We start from the raw sequence: 19,985 nt of genomic DNA, 5'->3' as shown, positions 1-19,985 counted from the left end.
TTGAGAGTCTAATTCCCCTGAATGTTGATGAGATTGCTCTAATTCAGTTCGCACCTGAGTCAATTGAGAGTCTAATTCCCCTGAATGTTGATGAGATTGCTCTAATTCAGTTCGCACCTGATGCAATTGAGAGTCTAATTCCCCTGAATGTTGATGAGATTGAGCTAATTCAGTTTGGAGTTCTTTAGCTTGGCGAGTAGACGCTTCTAATGCAGACTGAATTTCCTGTAATTGAGCATTTAATTGAGCCGTTTGCTCCTGAGCTTGGGTGAGTTGGCTGCTCTTTTGAGCCAGTTCCGATTCCAGTGACTCAGACTGATTCGCTTGGGTCAACTGCTGCCGACTTTCTGCTAGTTCTGATTGGAGTTGCGCTGTTTGTTGTTCGGCCCGTTCTAAGTTGGTCCGAATCTCCTCTAACTGCGATCGCAACTGACCCGAACTCTGAGTAGCTTGCTCTAAATCCGATTGTAATTGAGCGTTGCGTTCAGTCGCGGTTTGTAATTGTTGAGCCGTGGTATCCAATTGGGACTGTCCATCAGAGGCGGTTTCTGAGGGAGCAGGAGCAGGCATGGCAACAGGTTCTTGGTGGAGGGGTGCAGGGTCGGGTTGGACTTCCTGGGTCGCCGTTTCTGGGGCGACGGGGACATCGAGAATCTCAGGTAATGCTACCGAGGGGAGTTGCAACCCGGCGGCGGATAAGCGCTCAATTAAGGTTTGATTGGCCTGAATCCGGAACCAGGAATAGACAGACTGGGCGGTTTCGGGAGTGATCCCGTCAATGGCCTCCAGTCCGGCGATTTCAGCTTTGGCGAGGTCTCCAACGGTGGCGAATTCATGGGTAAGCAGTTGCGCGGTAGCACGACCGACTTGGCGGATGCCCAAACTGGCCAGGAGTCTTGACCAGGGGAGGGATTTGGATTTGGCGATCGCCTTGAGGAGGTTTTTCGCCGATTTTTTCCCCATCCGTTCCAGGGTGATCAGTTGGTCAGGGTTGAGTTCGTACAAATCAGCAACGGATTTAACCAGTCCATGTTCGATCAGTTGGTGTGCCAGTTTTTCTCCCAATCCGCTAATTTCCATTGCATCTCGACTCGCCCAATTGAGCAAGCTGTAGGGAAGAATGGGAGCACAGGAGGAATTAATGCAGCTAATTTCATCATCGGCGGTCCGGATGACGGGGGATCCGCATTCTGGGCAGTGGGTCGGCATGAGAAAGGGTTGATGGCCGTTCGAGCGTTCTTCTGCAATGACCCCAACCACTTCCGCCATTTTGTCGGTTCCCCCATGACACAGGAGGAGGGTATCGCCAATTTGGGGGTTTAACTCGGCGAAGCGATCGCTGCCGAGGAAGGTGGCGTACTCAATTTTAGTACCCTCTACCTCGATGGGTGCAATCTGGGCGATCGGGGTTAAATGGCCGTTGCGTTCAACTTTAATTTTTATGGCTTCGATCTGCGCTCGGACTTCTTTTGTGGTAATATCGGTCGTCACTTGTTTTTACCTCCTCTAATCTTTTTCTTTATTGGTTAACATTGAGGATCATCCTAGGGTGATCGGGGATCGACGCTAAACTATTAAGTTTGGCATAGAAGAAACTATTTTAATTGAAAACTGGGTGGCTTCTAAGTCCCCAAAAGAATAAAAATAGACTGCTATAGCAATCCTAAATGATTTATGCCCTCTCTTGCTCCCCCTTTGGGAGAGGGGTTGGGGGTGAGGGCATTCCACAATTGATAAAGGATCGGATATAGCAATCCTAAATGATTTATGCCCTCTCTTGCTCCCCTCTCCCCCTTTGGGAGAGGCCTGTCCTGAGCCCTGAGCTCTGAGCCGGTCGAAGCCTGTCCTGAGCCCTGAGCCAGTCGAAGCCTGTCCTGAGCCCTGAGCCAGTCGAAGCCTGTCCTGAGCCCTGAGCCAGTCGAAGGGTCGAAGGGGGTCGAAGGGGGTCGAAGGGGGTCGAAGGGTCGAAGGGGGTTGGGGGTGAGGGCATTCCACAATTGATAAAGGATCGGATATATTTTATTTTGCCATCAACCTGCCCGCTTAAATCAACAGAAACTGCAGCGGGGATCAGGTGCGATTCAGTTGGGAGAGGCGCTTCACCCGGCAGGGGGGAAGGTTCTCGGGGGTTGAATCTAGGGTTATCCCCCTAGCGATCCATCCCGAATGAATCATTCTGCTGAGTTTGGGGCAGTTCCTGAACTGGGGTGAGTTCGGGTTGGGGTTTCAATTGTTGCTTTAACTGGTTAATCTCGCGGGAGAGTCCGTCCATGTCTTCATAGAGGGAGGCGATCGCTTCTGTCTGTTGCATTTGGTTTAAACTATCGCTCAACCGGGCGACGATGCGGCTTAATTTAGACAGTTGGGCCATTTCCGGTCGAGAGGTAAATTTTTGAGTGAGGGTGTCCAACTTCCGGGTGAGAATCAAATCCGTCTGTTGTAACTTTTGAATTTCCCCTTCCAATTGCTGAAGGTAAGGAGAAATCACATCTCGGCGATCGGCTTCGACTTGCAGAATTTGACGATGTAGTTTATCAAACTCTTGCAAATCAATAATCGGGCGTTGGGCTAAAAATTGGACTGCTACATTCAATGAGGCAATTTTGGCTTCAAATCGGGTTAAATCAAACGGTTCGGTGAATTCAGCAATTTGTTTGTGGAGGGCTTCAATTTTTAAAGATAAATTATCGTAAACTTTTGAGGTCATAAATGCTGCTTTTCCCTCAATCATGGTGACCGATTTATTCAGTTTTGATAGTTCCTCATTTACTTCATATAAATTAATAATAACTGGCTCAGGGAGGGCTTTTAACTGTTGGTCTAATTCTGACAATTTTAGCTCGATTTCAGAAATCACTGAGGGGATTTTCTCTTGGTTGAGCCCCTCTCGACGTTTCTGATTCAGAAAATTCAGCCAGAGGGCAAGGGTTACTGGGGCAGCAGCATAAGCAGCCTGTTTTGCGATCGCTGCTGCCACCGTACCCGCAACGGATCCAACTAATAACAGAACTTCTGTTATTTCAAGCCAATGATACGGTTTGATAAGTTGCCTAAATTGGATGAGTAGATGCTCCCGTTTCGACATGGAATGATACCCATTTAAAGTGATTAATTTACCTAAAAAGAGAGATGCTTTTTTTAAAGTTTAAATCGAGATTTAAAATTAACCCGTTGATCCGCATCAAGTAAAAGGTTTCTCCAGAATGAGTTCTGAGAGTTTTTTCCCTTTCTGGGATAGAGGGTTTGACCCCTCATCAATGGCGATCGCCGTTGAACAGTAGGGCGTCAGTCCAGTCTTAGATCAAGATTAAATCAAGGGGACAAGAAACCGGATTTTCCATCCTTATGGTAGCAATGCAAGTAGAGATGCGGTCAAGAAACGCGGTTTCTACCCTTTACTGTACTAACGCCCGAGAATGCCAGGGAGAGGTTTTCAAATCCTCCCTTGTCCCTCACCCGGTTGTCAAGAGTGCTACCCCAGGCAACCCGTCCTCCTTTTGCATCAATTCTCCTCGCTCATCCCTCCCGTTCTCTGTTGAGTTCTGCTGTGATTATTGTAGCGAAAATAGGCTCAACTCTCCATTGATAAGCTTCCGAACCCTCTCCCCCTTCGTAATCCCCCTTTCCCGTCACTGGGGAACTCGACTCAACTCCCTCTGGAGACGACGGGGATACCTCTTCCCCCGGTTGTAACCTCCAGGCGATCGCCACTCATCCTTAAAACCATTTGGTAGACTATAAGCATACTTCCATTTACAGGACTGCTTATCATGACTGAACCCATTCGTCCAGAAAATCCCAGCGGAACGCCCTTCCAAGAACCTGTCATCCCCATTGACCCCGAAGTGCAAACGAATTCAAATGTTCGGATTGAAGAGTTTAAACTGAATGGAGACGACCTGGCCAAAAAAGTTAGAGAACTGATTCAACAAGGAAATGCCCGACGGATTGTCATTAAAAATGAAGAGGGTCACACTTTAATTGAAATTCCCCTCACTGTTGGGGTCGTTGGGGGAACAATTGGGGTGGCATTATTTCCGGTCTTTGCAGCGGTTGGCGCAATTGGCGCAATGGTCGCTCGTCTCACCATAGTTGTTGAGAAAAAAGAAGATTAGACATCTTGCAAACTTCATAAAAACTTCCCAAAACCACCTTTTAAAAGGTAACCTTTTAAAATTGTGTAATCGGTTTACGGGATACCCCATTGACTGAAGAGTTCTGCATCATCTGAATTAAATAGGAGGGGGAAATTTATCAATTCCCCCTTTTAACCGGGTTACCTCCTCAAAGATTTAGAAGGAAGTCCGGGCAAAAACATGAAACTCCCTCCCCGGGTTTATAGCGGTTTCATGCACCCGGGGAGGGTTTTTTTTTAAGTCTTCTTCGCTTGGGCTAACAATTCTAAAACTGAGCCATTGGTCCAACCAAATCCGATTTCATTGGTACTATATCCAAAGACAATTTCGTTAGAAACTTCTGACGAACACGAGAGAACGTCATATTTTTCTAAAAGAGTGCCGGTTTTTTCAAATTCTTGGGTGACTAAATTAATGAACTTGCCCCCAATGCGATCGCCTTCAGTGCGATACCCATAGCGATACAATCCTTCCACCGCAATTAAGGTCAAAGGTGCCCAACCAAAGGGAGCATCCCATTGATTTCCGGTAACATGAGAACTGGTGAGCAATCCTCCGGGAGCTTCAAATAATTCCAAGTTTTCCACCACTCGTTGTGCTTGTTTTTCTGAGGCGAGTCCAACCCACAAGGGATAAAAGGTAGTGGCAAATTCATACAGGCGGCGTTCGTTGGTCCGGAAGTTATAATCTAAGTACAAACCGGAGGGTTCATCCCAGAGGAATTTATCGATTAACTGGTGGCGGGTTTGAGCGCGATCGCACCATAATTCTGCCAGTTGCGGATTGCCTAAAATATTCATAATTTGGGCAATATCTTGCTCCATTCGATACAGCAGCGCGTTCAAACAAACCGGCGCGTAATGAATAATATCGATATTAAAAGGACCAAAACGGTTCGAGGGGTCAAATCCCGATTCTCTCATGGAGCGATCGCCTTTATAAAAAAGGTCAGTTAGCGTATCGGTTTCTTTGTCGTAATACAAGCTCACATCATAAGCCATTACTTCAAATCGTCGATAATATTCTCGGATGCGATCGTAGTGAGTTCGGCCCTGCTCATCGGTTTCTGATACGAGCACTTCTGGAGCGGGTCCTTCTCCTAATGCACAATAGCGAGAAAGTCCCGTGGATTGATTTAAGTGCGGAGGGACAATCCAGTAATAGTAATGGCTTTCTACCGCCCCCAAGAGCGATCGCAACCAGTCTTTATCCTGGGTATGCTCATATACTGCCAAAATCATCGGCGTTAAAAATGGCGGTTGCGATCGGGACAACAAATAACTCCGATTCGCATTTAAAATTGTTCCATAATTGTCGATTTGATAAATTAACTGATCCACTTGACTTTTCGCTAATTCTATCTCCCCATCCCGTAACAATCCCAGGGCGATAAAATAACTATCCCATCCATACATTTCATTAAACCGACCTCCAGGCACCACATAATCCCCGGGAAGATACAGCAATCCATGTTCGGTAATTTGATCCATTTCTGAGGGGATCCTCCTAATTTCAATTTGTTGAAATTCTTCGGGGCTTAAAACACTTTTAAATTCAGCTTCAACCCGGGTTTTATCCTCCATTGCCGAGATGTAAATCGGCCAGCGTTGGTCATCATTATGGCCGATTTTATCGTCTTTTGCTGCTTCTAAAATATGAGCATGAGAACGATAGAGGGTTTTCCAGGTTTTTTTGATATATTCTCGCATCGCTGCAATGCGACTGGGACTGGGAAATTCGTTGGGTTGAAACACATCGGCTATCATTGTTATCACCAGTTGATGTTAAATTAACACTAAAAAAGAAGGCCATTCCATCTAAGTCATCGCACTTTCTTTTATTGTAGCATTTTTGCAAAAAAAATTGTCGGAATGCGACTCTATTTAAGGAGTGCGAGCATCTTGCTCGCTAGGATAATAGCGAGCAAGATGCTCGCACTCCCAAAAAGTCCCTCATAACTATGGAAAACGCTATATAGCAATCCTTTATCAGTTGTGGAATGCCCTCACCCCCAACCCCCTTCGACCCCTTTGGGAGAGGGGAGCTATATAGGTCATAAATCATTTAGGATTGCTATATAAATCCGCCTTTAGTGGGTTTTACCCGGGTTAATCTCATCAAGGGTCAGCCATGATTAGGGGGTTTGATTCATTAACAAGGCAACGGGGAAATGGGTTAAGGTTTCGGCAATTGACAAAGTACCATCGGTTTGAATGAGTTGTCCAGAAATTGCATCTTGCCACTGTGATGGGAATCCGGAAGGTAGTTCTAAATGGGTGTCTTGCCAAACTTTTCCCAGGGGGAGAGTGCCCGGTTGGATGAGATGAGTGAGAAAGCGGGGTGCGACTGCGATCGCCACTTGATTACCCTGCGATCGGGCAAATCCTACCACATTTTCGCTAAATTTTCCAGACCCTTTTAATGGGCGGTAATCTCCCGTTTGAAACAGGGCGATCGCCTGAGATTTGGCCTCTAAAATTCGGGCGATCGTAAACAGTTTAATCTTTCCCGATTCAGGATAAGACAGTAACTCCTTCATCAAGGCTAAAATATCCTCCGATGCTTGAGTCCGAATCTCCTGTAACGCTGCTATTCGTTGCTCAAAATCTACGGGACGGCGATTATCCGGGTCAACTAAACTTAAATCCCACAATTCCGTTCCTTGATAAAAATCTGGCACTCCGGGAGTCGTCAGTTTCAGCAGCACTTGAGCTAAAGAATTATAAACTCCATAAGAGGCGATTTTCTGTTGAAATGGCTGGAATTTCTGGAAAAATGGATTTTCAGGCGACGGTTGCATCACAGCATCGATAAACGCCAAAAATCCCTCCTCGTATGCCGTATCTGGGCGTAACCAAGCCGTGTGAACTTTCGCCTCGCGCACAGATTTTATAGAACAATCTTTAACCCGCTGAATAAATTCAGAATACTCGCTTTCTGCAAAAGGAAAAGCACCTAACAGGGTTTGATAAAAGAAATATTCATCATTGGCAGTGGGGACAACTTTATCTGGGAGTTTTGTTTTATGTCCTTGATTAATTTCCCGCCAAGAGGTGATTTGTTGTTCCCACTCATTGGGAATTTCTGACAACACATTAATTCGGGCGCGGACATCTTCTCCCCGCTTCGTATCATGGGTTGAAGTGGCATTCATTTTATGAATCCACTGGTCTTTTTGTTGAGTATTAAACTCATGAAACTCCTCTAAAGTTAGGCCAAATTGGGCCGGATCGCCGCCTACTTCATTGAGAGAAACTAACCGATTGTAAACGTAAAACAGAGTATCTTCAATCCCTTTTGCCATCAAGGGTCCTGTCCACTGTTGAATCCGCATCACGGAATAAAGACGCTGTTCTCGTTCTTCTTCCGTTAAATAATCGGCATTTTCCAGTAACATTAATTTTTCAATAAAATCTAGCTCTTTTCCTTGTAATGGCAGAAGGTGTTTCGCTTGAGAAATCACCTCTTTGATATAGTGGCGATCGCGACTGCTGACCCCCTCCCCATTAATATAGGTGCGATACACTGGGAACGCGACTAGCACCTCCACCAGCGCTCGTCTGAGGGAATACAAGGTAAAATCTCGTCCCTCCCGGGATTGATTGGCAATGGATTTTAACAAATGGGCCAGATTGTCCGCATCTCCTGCCATATTGAGATCGACAATCAGGTGCTTCTTCTCAAAAAACAAGTCTTGGTAATCGTGATTAAAACCAGTAAACTTGACATATATTTCCGTGAATTTGTCTTGATTATTCCGATTGCAAAATAACCCATTCAGCCGATTCATAAAATCATAGCCACTGGTTCCCTGAATTGGCCAATTTGAGGGCATGATTTCGGCCACTTCCAGGATTTTCTCCACCGTAATATAGATATCCCCTAATTTTTCTCGCAATCGTTCTAAATATTGCTGAGGGTCATAGAGTCCATCAATATGATCGATCCGCACCCCAGTAAATTTTCCCTCTTTGACCAATTTGGCGATTAAATCATGGGTATCATGAAACACCCGCAGGGTTTCCACCCGAACGGAAATCAGTTCATTCACCGTAAAAAATCGTCGGTAGTTGATTTCTTCCGCCCCCACTTTCCAAAAGGTGAGGCGATACACTTGTTCCCGCAGTAACTCTTCCAGCAAATTAAAGCTTTCCGGTATTCCTGGTGTGCCATTAAATTCCTTTAAATTATCCTGGATAAATTGGCAGATATCGGGATTTTGGTCATACAATTCCCACAACAACCCTTTAACAAATGTGAGTTGGTCATACCTCTCTCGCCCCTTCGTTTCTGCGGGAATACTTTTTAATAAGTAAAGAATTCCCAACAGTTTGATAAATTCCGGATGATTTCGCCCCAAGGTTCTTCGCAGTTTGCCTAAATTATGAGTCAAAAAAGCCACATAAGACTCAATCCGAATCGGCAGTTTTAGACTATAATATTGGACAGTTAACCCAATGGCATCGTATTGAAGCTGAATTTCTCCATTCTCCAGACATTCTTGATAAAAATTCCCGAGTAAAGGAGCTAAAACCCCTTCACTAATATCCCCATAAGGAGCATTCCAAGCAATATCAAAGTAATCAAAATAATCCGATGCTGACCCATTTTCTAGGACATCCATTAGCATGGAATTTTCACTATCATAAGCGGTATGATTGGGGACAATATCCTGCACCCATCCGAGGTTTTTTCCTTGGATTTTTTCCATCAACGACTCAAATGCTTCTGGAGTTCCCAGTTCGGGATTGAGTTGATTGGGGTCTACCACATCATAGCCGTGGGTACTGCCTTGACGCGCTTTGAAAATTGGGGAAGCGTAAATATCTGAAATTCCTAAATCTGCCAGATATTCGACTATTTTTTCGGCGTCTTTAAACTGGAAGTTGGAGTTAAATTGAATCCGATAAGTTGCTTGTGGAATTTTCATGTTTTACTTGGGGTTAGGTGAAAATGGACGGTTTGCATGGGTTTTTTAACGTCAAGCTATTTTACAGTTTTTACGCTTGAGTAGACAGGAGGCAGAGCCTCCTATTTTGCATTCCCAGGCAGAGCCTGGGAACGAGACAGGGGGATGTTGTTTTTATCCTGAAATTTGATAAACTGCGACGGTTAAAGCGGGAATTGAGATGGATTTTTGGGGTTGAAGAACTTCGGGTAAGGATGACCCTGGACCTTTCCAACTTTCTTCAGAGGAGTCTAAGATTTTTTGCCAATTTCCATCGGGAATATTAGGTTCAAATTGGACAGTGCTGGTGCTGAAATTAATCATATAGAAGACTTGGCTATTTTCAGCCCATCGCCGGACAAACAGGAGCTTTTCGGCTTCCAAGCAGCCACAGTCTAGGGTTTTTTTACTGAGCTTTTTTAGGGCGGGAATGGTGCGACGCAGTTCAATTAAGCGGCGGTAAAAGTTCCAGAGGACCTGGTGTTGACCTTGTTGATGGTATTCCCAATTGATCTGACATTGATAAAAGGTATTAGCATCTTGAGGATTATTAAATTTTCCAGACTTGAAAGCCTGTTTAAATTCTTTTTCCTTGTCTTGGCGAATGGCTTCGATTAAGTCGGGGTCGGAGTGACTGACAAAATACAAAAATGGTGCTGTTTCTCCGTACTCTTCTCCCATGAATAACAAGGGCAAAAAGGGAGAAAGCAATACGGTGGCTGCTGCTAGTTTTAATCCATCAAAGGAAATCAAATGAGATAGCCGATCGCCCGCAATTCGGTTCCCGGTTTGGTCGTGATTTTGAGAAAAAACAATAAATTGATAAGCCGGTTGATCCTTGGCAGAATTTCCATGTCGGCGCTTCCGATGGGGGGCATATTGTCCATCATAAACAAACCCCTCTTTGAAGGATTTAACTAACTGTTGAATCTGCCCAAAATCTTTATAATATCGGTCATTTTCTCCCGTCAGCAAGGTATGCAGAACGTGATGGAAATCATCACACCATTGGGAGTCTAGCCCATAGCCTCCCAATTCTTTGGGACGCAGGACCCGAACATCGTTTAAATCGCTTTCGGCTGTTAAATAAAATTTTCGTCCTTTCTGCTCAGACAAGTCCGCCACCGCATCGGCCATTTGTTGCAAAAAGGGCCGCGCCCCCGTTTCAAAAATGCCTTGAATTGCATCTAAACGTAATCCATCAATGTGATACTCTCGCAGCCAATAGAGGGCATTTTCGATGAAAAAGTGACGAACTCCATCGCTGTATTCTTCATCAAAATTAAGCGGTTCTCCCCAAATGGGTCGATATTTGTTAGTAAAATATGGACCAAAATCTGCTAAATAATTGCCTTCCGGACCGATGTGATTATAAACTACATCTATGAGCACCGCAATGCCTTGTTGATGACAGGCATCAACCAATTGTTTTAATTTGTGCGGTCCTCCGTAGGAATTTTGGACTGCATAAGGAAACACCCCATCATATCCCCAGTTGCGATCGCCAGGAAATTGGGCGACTGGCATAATTTCAATGGCGTTAATTCCCAAATCTTTTAAGACTCCAAGACGGGGAATAATCGCCTCAAATGTTCCCTCGGGGGTAAATGTGCCAACGTGCAGTTCATAGATGATATACTCAGATAGGGGAAGGTTACACCAACTGCGATCGCTCCAGGAAAATGCCTTCAGGTCCACCACGGCTGAGGCCCCATGTACCCCATCCGGTTGCAAATGAGCCGCAGGATCCGCTCTCATCAGGTTGTCGTTTAACCGATAGAAATACCGCGTCCCCGGTGCAATCCCTTCAGCAGTCGCCTTCCAATATCCTTCTGCCTGCCGTTCCATCGCGATCGCCCGTTGTTCATCCTCGGCAGCAATCACCACCGCCACTTCCTTAAGCGTGGGTGCCCACACCGTAAACTCACAGCGATCGTTCCCCAAATAATTAGAACCTAGTGTAACCGTCATACGTTTTGATAGAACCTACTGAATAAAGTGGGAATAGACCCTTCAAGTCTAAGATAAACTCAATCCTTATTATTGCTGCAAACAGGCCAACGCAGCATCTTTCTAAAGAGAGAAGATTTAAGGGGCAAATTCGTTTACAATACCATCGCCTTTAAAGAATTTCAAAGAAATGGTATCAGAGAAAACAATTACATTGTTTTTTACCGATAAAACAATGCAATTAAACCCCAACTCAGAAGCGAAGAGAAGACCCTCTAAATCGTTTCCAGCAGCTTCCACAGTTCCGGGTCGGTGAAATCAGAAACCGCCATTGATGCACCCAAATCTTTGAGGCGCTTCGGCGATTGAGTCGAAGCAATGCCAATGGTGTAAATACCGGCCCCCACCGCTGACCGAATCCCCGAGGGAGAATCCTCAAAGGCGACTGCCTGCGATGCGGAAATCCCTAATCCTGACAATGCTATGCGATAAGGGAGCGGATCGGGCTTGCCAGCAGGCAAATTTTCTGCTAGAATTACCGATTTAAACATCTCGGTTAATCCTAACACTTGTAACATGAATTCTACATTTTTTGGGGGAGCATTTGTAACGAGCGATCGCAATAATTCCCGTTCCTCAGACCATGCTAAAATATTGGAAACCCCGGCTAATCGCTCCAGTTTTAAAGCGAGTTTGCGGAAACGCGCTTCCTTTTCATCCGCAATCTGCTTCCCCTGGGACGGTGAAAATTGAGGTAACAAATCTTGAATAATTGCCTCATTCAGCCGTCCGGTAATCCGGGATTGATAAAAAGCTTCATCAATCTCCATCCCATAGTCTTGCAACAGTTCCACCCAAGTTTGAAAGTGAGTGGGGTCAGTGTTGCACAGGGTTCCATCTAAATCAAAAAGTAATGCAGATATCATTGTTTCTCCAGAAAACCAGTAAACTGAGATTAGCCGAAAATTCAGTCCTTTGAATAACCATCTTAGGAAACCGAAAAAACTCGGTGACGACAACCAGGTAACCCTTGAGTCTGAAAATCTAAGGATGTTAAATTAAATGACCATCACCAAAGCCTTTGCAATTCTGGCCCACGTTCCCGAACCCCACTTAATTTCCGGCAAGGAAACTTGCGATCGCGAGGGGAAAGTTGTTTTCGGAAGTGATGCCTGGGAACTGTTTCGGGAAGCGGATGAAATCAGAAAAGGTCAAGCAGTAGAAGTGTTTATCTACCCCTCCCATCCTGACTCCGATAAACCCCTTTTGATGTCCGTAGCGTGGCATGGCATCTATCAAGGTCACCTGCCCTCCCGTCGCGGTCGATATCCTGGAGAAAAGCGATTTCGCCCCGATTCAGCACAACTGGATAAAAGCACTTGGGCCGTTTTTTGGGAAGTGGAAAATCTCAGTGAATTGCCGGTTAGTGAACAGATTCCCATTGCCTCCTTCCATGCCCTCAATAAAAAAGCCCATGCCGATCGCCGCTTGCTACCGCATGGACCCTTAATTGTTGAATATCCCTAACCCATCCGGCGATCGCATCTCCACCACGGGATCTAATTCTGAATCAAAAAATTGCGATCGCCCCTCCATTTTGCAGTACAATACCTATTCACCCCTAAAGGAGTCATTCTTAATGTATATCATAATCTATTCCGACGGAGCCTCTCGCCGTAACCCCGGCCCAGCAGGAGCCGGTGCAGTCCTCCTTGACGAACAGGGAAATGTCCTGAACAAAGTCTGTAAATACCTAGGAGAAACCACCAACAATCAAGCCGAATATCAAGCCGCTATCCTTGGCCTAGAAACCGCCCTAAAAATGGGAGCAACCCGCGTCCAACTCCGCGCCGATAGTGAACTCATGGTCAAACAACTCCTCGGCCAATATCGCGTCAAAAAACCAGAATTAAAACCCCTCTATGACCAAGTAAAATCCCTCCTCAATCAATTTGAAAGCTACGCCCCCCCCGAGCACGTCCGCAGAGCCAACAACGCCCTAGCCGACGCTGAAGCCAATCGAGCCATAGACGAATACCAATCCTAACTCGATGGCTTTTTATTTTCCAATAAAAACTAACATGACTTTAGTCGTTTTTTATCGGGTTTCCTAGTCAACTCTTGCTGATTTAATGTCAATCGAGTACAAAGCAACTGGTTTCGTCCCTAACTTCAACATCATGACTTCACCGGACCGTTACGATCTAGCCTATGTGCAGAATTGGACGGCCCAAGTACACCGGAACCCGGGGCGAAGTAGGGTGGCATCAGCACAGGCACGAGGGCGATTTAGAATGGAAAAACAGCACAGATTCGACCCTCTCTACTCCAGGAGGGTTGACGGATTAGGCTAACTTGGAAAATCACCTCGGTTTACTTCTTTTGATAGATTGACCGTTAACTCAAGATATGAGTAGAAATTAGAGGACCCTAGGGTTAAGATATGTTGAAAAAATCTGAACTCCGACAACTCAGGAAGCAGTGAGAAGGGCTGCTCTTAGGGGTATGGCAAAACCTCAGTTAAAAAACTTGTCTATAGTAATCTTCCCGGGTGTGGGATAGGGACTCGATAGATATTCGCCAAAAAATGACTAATTCTTTCTACAAATTATTATTAACTTAAGAGCGGCAAATCTCCTATTAGCAGGGGATAGAGGAAGGTTTTCAGGCTATATTAAACGGAGGATATGGATTATAAAATGTTAATAACTCATCCCCTAGGTAGAGGAGTTTGGTGTCGGGGGTGGATAAAACTGATATAAGTCTTTTACAGCGTCAATTCTTAGAATTACCTGTTAAAAGTAGTTTCCAATACCTTTTTCCTCTCTCTCCTTGACCACGCTTGAAAGGGTTCATCCTAATCATCGGGAATAGATGAGCGAGGAGAGATAATCGCAGAATTGGTCGATCGCCCATCGGGAGATTTGCAGTCTTTGGGGCGATCGCCACTGAAGCGAGCATTTGCCTATTAGCGAAAAATCCTTCATAGGGGTAACTTTATATCTTGCCCAAAGGGAACTAGACTTGCCAATCCTAACCCTTCTTTGTTTAATCAAAGAAAAAAAATGTATCAGCAAACTCAACCCTTTATTTCTATTATCATTCCGGTTTTGAATGACCGGAGACAACTTCAACTCTGTTTGGAGGCATTAGAAAAGCAAACCTATCCAAAATATCTTTATGAAGTCTTGGTGATTGACAATGGGTCGGATGAAAGTATTGAGCCAGTCGTTCGCCAATTTAAACAAGCGAAAATGCTGGTAGAACCTTCTCCGGGTTCTTATACCGCTCGCAACAAAGGAATTTTACAGGCTAAAGGTGAAGTTCTGGCTTTTACGGATGCCGATTGTATTCCCCACTCCGATTGGTTGGAGAAGGGAACGGCTCATTTATTAGCGATTCCTAATTGTGGATTGGTGGGGGGTCATATTCAGTTTTCTTTTAAAAATCCCAACCGTCCAAACGCTGCGGAACTCTACGACCAATTTTTCTTTTTGCAGCAAGAATATTATCTGGAACATGAAAAATTTGCGGCAACGGCCAATGTTTTTACTTATAAACAAGTGTTTGAGCAAGTCGGGTTATTTAACTCAAACCTGAAATCAGGCGGCGATCGCGAATGGGGAAATCGCGTTTTTGCGGAGGGTTACGCCCAAAGTTATGCAGCTGATGCTTCCATCTGTCATCCAGCCCGAGATTCAGTCAAACAACTCCAGAAAAAGGTGACGAGAGTGGCAAGGGCCACCTATCATCTCAACCGCCATCGCCCCAATTTTCCATTGTTAATTCTCAAGTTTATCCTCTCAGACCTCAAGCCCCCGTTGCGAATTTGGTTTAGAATTGGCAAGGATAACCGCCCCAATGACTTAAAATACAAATTAGAGTTTATGGGCCTTTTAATCTGGATGAAATGGGTTAAGGCTGGGGGAAAATTTAAGCTATTGTTCACGGATTTTCTACCGAATAAATCTGGAATTAAAATCCCCAGTACCGTGAACACCGAAATCAGTCAATCCGCGAAAAATGGGTAAGTCTCATTTTTTGATGAACTTCTAAAAAACCACCAAAATTAAAGATAATTTACTATTGAGATTTTAACTTTATTAATGATAAAAATTTCACTTAAATATCTAAAATTCATAAAACAGTAACAATCATTAAATTTCTTAAAAAAATCTAGCTTAACTATCAGCAGATGAGAAAAACCGATGAGAATAGCCTTGATTGTCCGCCACTTTCCAGTATTATCCCAAACTTTCATCCTGAATCAAATTACGGGCTTGATTGATCGCAATCATGAAGTTGATATTTATCCCCTAGAAGGTATCCCGGAAAAAAATCGGGAAAAGATGCATCCCGATGTGGAAAAATATAACCTACTCGATCGCACCTATCCCTTACCGGAAATCAGCTCAAATTATGCAGTCCGCTGGCTGAATGGGTTGAAATTATTGGCCACTCATTTCACCAAAAATCCCGGAGTGGTGCTGCGATCGCTCAACGTTTTTAAATATGGCACCCCAGCAGCGACTTTCTGGTTACTCCATGTCGCCCTCCCCACCCTGGATAAAGCGCCCTATGATATCATTCATTGTCAATTTGGGGACCTGGGATTACGGGGAATTTCATTTCGGGATATCTGTTTCCCTTCCGCTAAATTAGTCACCACCTTTCGCGGCTTTGATATTAGCCTTTACCTGCAAGAACATGGCGACTGCGTTTACGAACCCCTGTTTAAAAAGGGTGACTTTTTTATGACCAACTGCGACTATTTCAAGCGCGAACTCATCCGCATTGGCTGTGACCCCAATCGCCTCGCGGTGGTCCGTTCCGGACTGGAACCTCGGGATTTTACCTTCTCTCCCCCTCGTCCTCCTGTTGATGGAAAAATCCTCATTACCACTACGGGACGACTCAGTGAAAAAAAGGGAATTGAGTACGGAATTCGGGCCGTAGCTAAACTGATTCCAGACTATCCCAATTTAAAGTATCAAATTATTGGCGATGGTCCTTTAAAAGCCGAATTAGCCCAATTAATTGACCAACTGGAAGTTAAAGATTCAGTCCAGTTACTCGGATGGAAAACTCAGCCCGAAATTCAAGAGATTTTGGCAAATTCTCATCTATTTATGGCCCCGAGTGTCACCGCTACCGATGGCGACTGCGATGCGCCAATTAATGTTTTAAAAGAAGCAATGGCGATGGGTTTGCCTGTGATTAGTACCTATCATGGGGGGATTCCAGAATTAGTCCGGGATGGAATTTCGGGCTTTTTAGTTCCCGAACGAGATGCTCAGGGATTAGCTGAAAAAATCAAGCTGTTAATTGAGCATCCGGAACGGTGGGGTCAACTGGGTCAAGCAGGGCGCATGGAAGTAGAAAACCACTACAATATTAACCCCCTAAACCATCGCCTCGTGGAGATTTATGAGCAGGTACTGAACTCACCGTCAACAGCCGAGTCTCCCCAAACCTCTCAGTTGATTCCAGTCCAAAACGAATAATTTTAGGGAATTAAGTTTTATCCAGATTTTGGATAATTCACTGAATTTGCAATCTACAGTTTAAGGAAAAAATCAACCATGACAGAACCTCAAGTGACCATTGTTGTTGTTCCTCGGGAACGATTTAGTTGCACTCGTGAATCCCTAGAAAGCATTTACCAATACACAGATATTCCCTTTAAATTAGTGTATGTGGATGGCAACTCTCCCGATGGAGTGCGCCAGTATTTAGAAGAACAAGCTCGCTTGCATGAGTTTCACTTGATTCGAGTTAATCGCTATTTATCCCCGAATAAGAGTCGCAATATTGGCTTGAGTCAGGTTAAAACCAAATATGTCGCGTTCCTGGATAACGATGTCATTGTCAGTCCCGGATGGTTGGAACGATTGATAGACTGTGCGGAAGAAACCCATGCCACCGTCGTCGGTCCCCTGATGTGCCAAGATAAACCCGTTCATGAAATCGTCCATTTTGCCGGGGGAGAATCCCATATTTGGACAGACAATAATGGGGAACGTCCCCGGCGCAGACTGCGGGAAAAAATGTATAAGCAAGGGAAGCGGGTGGCTGAAGTGCGCGACGAACTCTCACGACAGGAAACGGAACTGGCTGAATTTCATTGTGTTTTGGTGCGTCGCGCGATTTTCGATCGCCTCGGACCCCTGGATGAAGGGATGCTGAATACAAAAGAACATCTGGACTTCTGTATGAGCGTCAAAGAAGCTGGGGAAACCGTCTATTTTGAGCCTGCGTCCCTGGTGACTTATGTTCCCGGTCCTCCCCTGGAATTGACGGATTTACCTTTCTATATGCTGCGCTGGAGTGATGCGTGGCAGTTGAATAGTTTACACCGCTTACGGGATAAATGGAATCTGGACGAAGATGCTTATTTTCAAGTCAAGTATAAACGGATGGGATGGCGACGCCGAAAGTCAATTTTGATGCCGTTAAGTGAACGGTTGACTTTTGGGATTAAAAGTGGCTTTTTTGAGCGACGGATTCTCTGTCCTTTGGACAAGTTACTCAATCGTTACCTGAGCGATCGCTACGTCAAACAGCAATCTGAACCCATCCAAATTAAACCAGTGATGGCAACAGAAACCCCACGGGAGGAACAGAACGCTCCCACGCCCTAGTTATCTCAATCGTAAGCGGTTCATGGCATTCTGAAATACTGCAAAAAAAAAGCCATATTTCAGGGTGCGATCGCCCCCTTTTTCCCCCTTTCCAGTTCTTTACTTATGTCCAGTCGGTAAACAAAATATGCGACCCGAATACATTTATACTCCCCAAAGTGAACTCCGACATCCGAAACGAATGTTCCGACAAATGTGGCGGGATTTGCTGGCAGCGCGATCGCTGGCATGGCGACTGATGGTTCGGGATATCAGCGCTCAATATCGCCAGTCCTTTCTAGGAATTGCTTGGGCATTTATTCCCCCGATCGCAATGGCAGTAGGATTTACTCTAGCGGGAAATGCCAGAGCCATTTCCATTGGGGAAACCGACATTCCCTATCCCGCTTATGTCATGTTTAGCACCGCACTATGGCAAACCTTTGTTGAATCCTTACAAGGTCCTGTTCAAGCCTCATCTGATGCTAAACCCATGTTAGCCCGAGTCAAATTTCCCCGAGAAGCCTTAATCTTAGCAAAATTAGGGGAAGTCGGGTTTAACTTTGGCATCAAAATGATTTTAATTTGCGCGTTATTCCTGATATTTCGAGTCCCGGTCAGTTGGACCGTAATTTTAGCGCCAGTTGCCTTAATTCATTTAATTTTACTCGGAACATTTTTTGGCATTTTATTAGCCCCCCTCGGTCTTTTATATAAAGATGTTTCTAAAGGATTAACCATGCTCACGGGATTATGGTTATTTCTCACCCCAGTGGTTTATCCCGTTCCCGAAGAGGGCACCTTTGCGACAATCGTCAAACTAAATCCCGTGACCCCATTATTAGTCACCACGCGAGAGTTAGCTACAACGGGAATCCTGTCCCAGCAGACTGGGTTTTGGATTGCCAGCTTGTTCACTTTAATCGGATTAATGGTAACTTGGGTGGGATTCAGAATTGCCTTGCCATTTGCAATCGAAAGAGTGAGTTCTTGATGATAATAGAAGAATTGAAACAACAAAATTTTACCCCTCCCGCTTCCGATGATTCTGATTTGTTGGTTTCCGTGGAAAACCTCTCTAAGAAATTTTGTCGAAATTTAAAGAAATCTTTGCTCTATGGAGTGCGAGATATTGCGGCGGAATTATTTGGAGGTGGCAGAAAAAGCGATGTGCTTCGAGAGGGAGAATTTTGGGCGTTGCGCGATATTGAGTTCCAACTCAGGCAGGGGGAAGCCCTGGGATTAGTGGGAGCGAATGGAGCCGGAAAAAGTACCCTATTACGGATTATTAGTGGGTTAATTCACCCGGATACCGGCTCGGTGAAAATTCGAGGCCGCGTTGCGCCTTTAATTGCCTTGGGAGCGGGATTTAATCCAATTTTAACGGGGCGAGAAAATATTTATGCGAATATGTCGATTTTGGGGTTATCGACCCGAGAAATCGAGGAACGCTTTGATGAAGTGGTGGAGTTTGCAGAGATTGATGATGCTATTGATGCGCCGGTTCAAACCTATAGTTCGGGGATGGCGGCGCGATTAGGATTTGCTTGTGCGGCTCATATTAATCCAGATATTCTGCTGATTGATGAGGTGTTAGCTGTAGGAGATGTTAAGTTTAAAATTAAGTGTCATCGACGGTTGGCTGAATTGCGGGAAACGGGGACTGCTTTTATTCTGGTGTCTCATAATTCCCACAGTTTGCTGAATGTTTGCGATCGCTCGATTTATTTGAAGAAAGGCCAACTGATTACCTCCGGAGAAACCGAATCGGTGATTCGCCACTATGAGGAAGACCTCTGTTTGAGTGGGACGGATAAGGCAACCGGCGCAATGGTACTCCCACAAAAATCCCCCGAAGAAAGCATAGGGTTAGATATTACCCAGGTTTGTTTTAAAGATGAAGCGGGCAATATTTTGGAGGTTGTGAATTCGGGGGAACCGGCTTATTTATCCGTAGAATGTAAGTCATCCGGATATTTTGAGAATGCCAATTTGGGGTTTTTACTCACGGGATTAGGAGGCGATCGCGAGTATGTGTTATATCTAACAACCGCGAGTGATAATGAGTTGTTGGAAATCTCTCCAGGACGAGTGGAAATTCAGATGCACTTGCCTCACTGCGGTTTAGTTCCCGGTGCATACAGTGCCAAGATTTATATTAGAACTGGGGTGAAATCCTTGGATATCGTAGAATCATTTAGATTTACGGTTAAATCCAATAAAGTAACCAGCCGATGTCTGTTTTATCAACCCCGCAGTTGGAAAGTGCTTCATCATCAGGATTCCGTATAAACCCTAAATGTAGAGGCGATTCGCGAATCGCCTCTACAT

General features: G+C 44.9%; 14 protein-coding genes. 8 read left to right on the top strand and 6 right to left on the bottom strand.

Annotated elements, in window-relative coordinates:
* Both J0895_RS26725 and J0895_RS09410 read right to left on the bottom strand, forming a co-directional pair.
* A partial coding sequence (locus J0895_RS26725) for a helix-hairpin-helix domain-containing protein (protein WP_340643485.1) occupies nt 1–1,491 on the bottom strand: 1,491 nt, incomplete at its 3' end.
* Nucleotides 1,492–2,149: 658 nt separating this feature from the next.
* Entirely contained in the window at nt 2,150–3,085 is a 936-nt protein-coding gene (locus J0895_RS09410; protein WP_207087846.1) for a hypothetical protein, read from the bottom strand.
* A 685-nt stretch (nt 3,086–3,770) separates the two neighbouring features.
* Between J0895_RS09410 and J0895_RS09405 the strand changes: the two genes are divergently transcribed.
* A complete protein-coding gene (locus J0895_RS09405) occupies nt 3,771–4,115 on the top strand; it encodes a DUF4342 domain-containing protein (protein ID WP_207087845.1) in 345 nt (114 codons plus the stop codon).
* 257 nt (nt 4,116–4,372) lie between these two features.
* Here the strand turns inward: J0895_RS09405 and J0895_RS09400 are convergent, their stop codons facing one another.
* From J0895_RS09400 to J0895_RS09385, 4 genes are all read right to left on the bottom strand, one after another.
* Nucleotides 4,373–5,902, bottom strand: a complete 1,530-nt coding sequence (locus tag J0895_RS09400) for a trehalase family glycosidase (RefSeq protein WP_207087848.1) — start codon at nt 5,900–5,902, stop codon at nt 4,373–4,375.
* Nucleotides 5,903–6,270: 368 nt separating this feature from the next.
* A complete protein-coding gene (gene treY, locus J0895_RS09395) occupies nt 6,271–9,066 on the bottom strand; it encodes a malto-oligosyltrehalose synthase (RefSeq protein ID WP_207087844.1) in 2,796 nt (931 codons plus the stop codon).
* Between the two features lie 153 nt (nt 9,067–9,219).
* Nucleotides 9,220–11,055: a malto-oligosyltrehalose trehalohydrolase gene (treZ, locus tag J0895_RS09390; RefSeq protein ID WP_207087843.1), complete on the bottom strand. Its 1,836-nt coding sequence runs from the start codon at nt 11,053–11,055 to the stop codon at nt 9,220–9,222.
* A 254-nt stretch (nt 11,056–11,309) separates the two neighbouring features.
* Nucleotides 11,310–11,960, bottom strand: a complete 651-nt coding sequence (locus J0895_RS09385; protein WP_207087842.1) for an HAD family hydrolase — start codon at nt 11,958–11,960, stop codon at nt 11,310–11,312.
* Nucleotides 11,961–12,096: 136 nt separating this feature from the next.
* Here J0895_RS09385 and J0895_RS09380 point away from each other — a divergent pair, with 136 nt between their 5' ends.
* The 7 genes from J0895_RS09380 (at nt 12,097) to J0895_RS09350 (ending at nt 19,946) form a co-directional block, all read left to right on the top strand.
* Nucleotides 12,097–12,561, top strand: coding sequence for a hypothetical protein (locus J0895_RS09380; RefSeq protein WP_207087841.1), 465 nt, complete (start codon nt 12,097–12,099; stop codon nt 12,559–12,561).
* Nucleotides 12,548–13,081, top strand: coding sequence for a ribonuclease HI family protein (locus tag J0895_RS09375; protein WP_242541171.1), 534 nt, complete (start codon nt 12,548–12,550; stop codon nt 13,079–13,081). The genes J0895_RS09380 and J0895_RS09375 overlap by 14 nt, the downstream gene beginning before the upstream one ends.
* Nucleotides 13,082–14,099: 1,018 nt before the next feature.
* Entirely contained in the window at nt 14,100–15,065 is a 966-nt protein-coding gene (locus tag J0895_RS09370; RefSeq protein ID WP_207087840.1) for a glycosyltransferase family 2 protein, read from the top strand.
* A 177-nt stretch (nt 15,066–15,242) separates the two neighbouring features.
* Complete coding sequence (locus J0895_RS09365) at nt 15,243–16,538, top strand: glycosyltransferase (protein WP_207087839.1); 1,296 nt, start codon at nt 15,243–15,245, stop codon at nt 16,536–16,538.
* Nucleotides 16,539–16,616: 78 nt separating this feature from the next.
* Nucleotides 16,617–17,675: a glycosyltransferase family 2 protein gene (locus J0895_RS09360; protein ID WP_207087838.1), complete on the top strand. Its 1,059-nt coding sequence runs from the start codon at nt 16,617–16,619 to the stop codon at nt 17,673–17,675.
* Between the two features lie 127 nt (nt 17,676–17,802).
* Nucleotides 17,803–18,648 (top strand): ABC transporter permease, encoded by an 846-nt coding sequence (locus J0895_RS09355; protein WP_207087837.1) that lies wholly within the window; start codon nt 17,803–17,805, stop codon nt 18,646–18,648.
* Entirely contained in the window at nt 18,648–19,946 is a 1,299-nt protein-coding gene (locus J0895_RS09350) for an ABC transporter ATP-binding protein (protein WP_207087836.1), read from the top strand. The genes J0895_RS09355 and J0895_RS09350 overlap by 1 nt, the downstream gene beginning before the upstream one ends.
* The last annotated feature ends 39 nt before the right edge of the window (nt 19,947–19,985 follow it).

This window comes from Phormidium pseudopriestleyi FRX01, assembly GCF_017313335.1.
GTDB lineage: Bacteria > Cyanobacteriota > Cyanobacteriia > Cyanobacteriales > Laspinemataceae > Laspinema > Laspinema pseudopriestleyi.
Note: the sequence above shows the minus strand (reverse complement) of the source record. Positions and strands in the feature narration are given on the sequence as shown.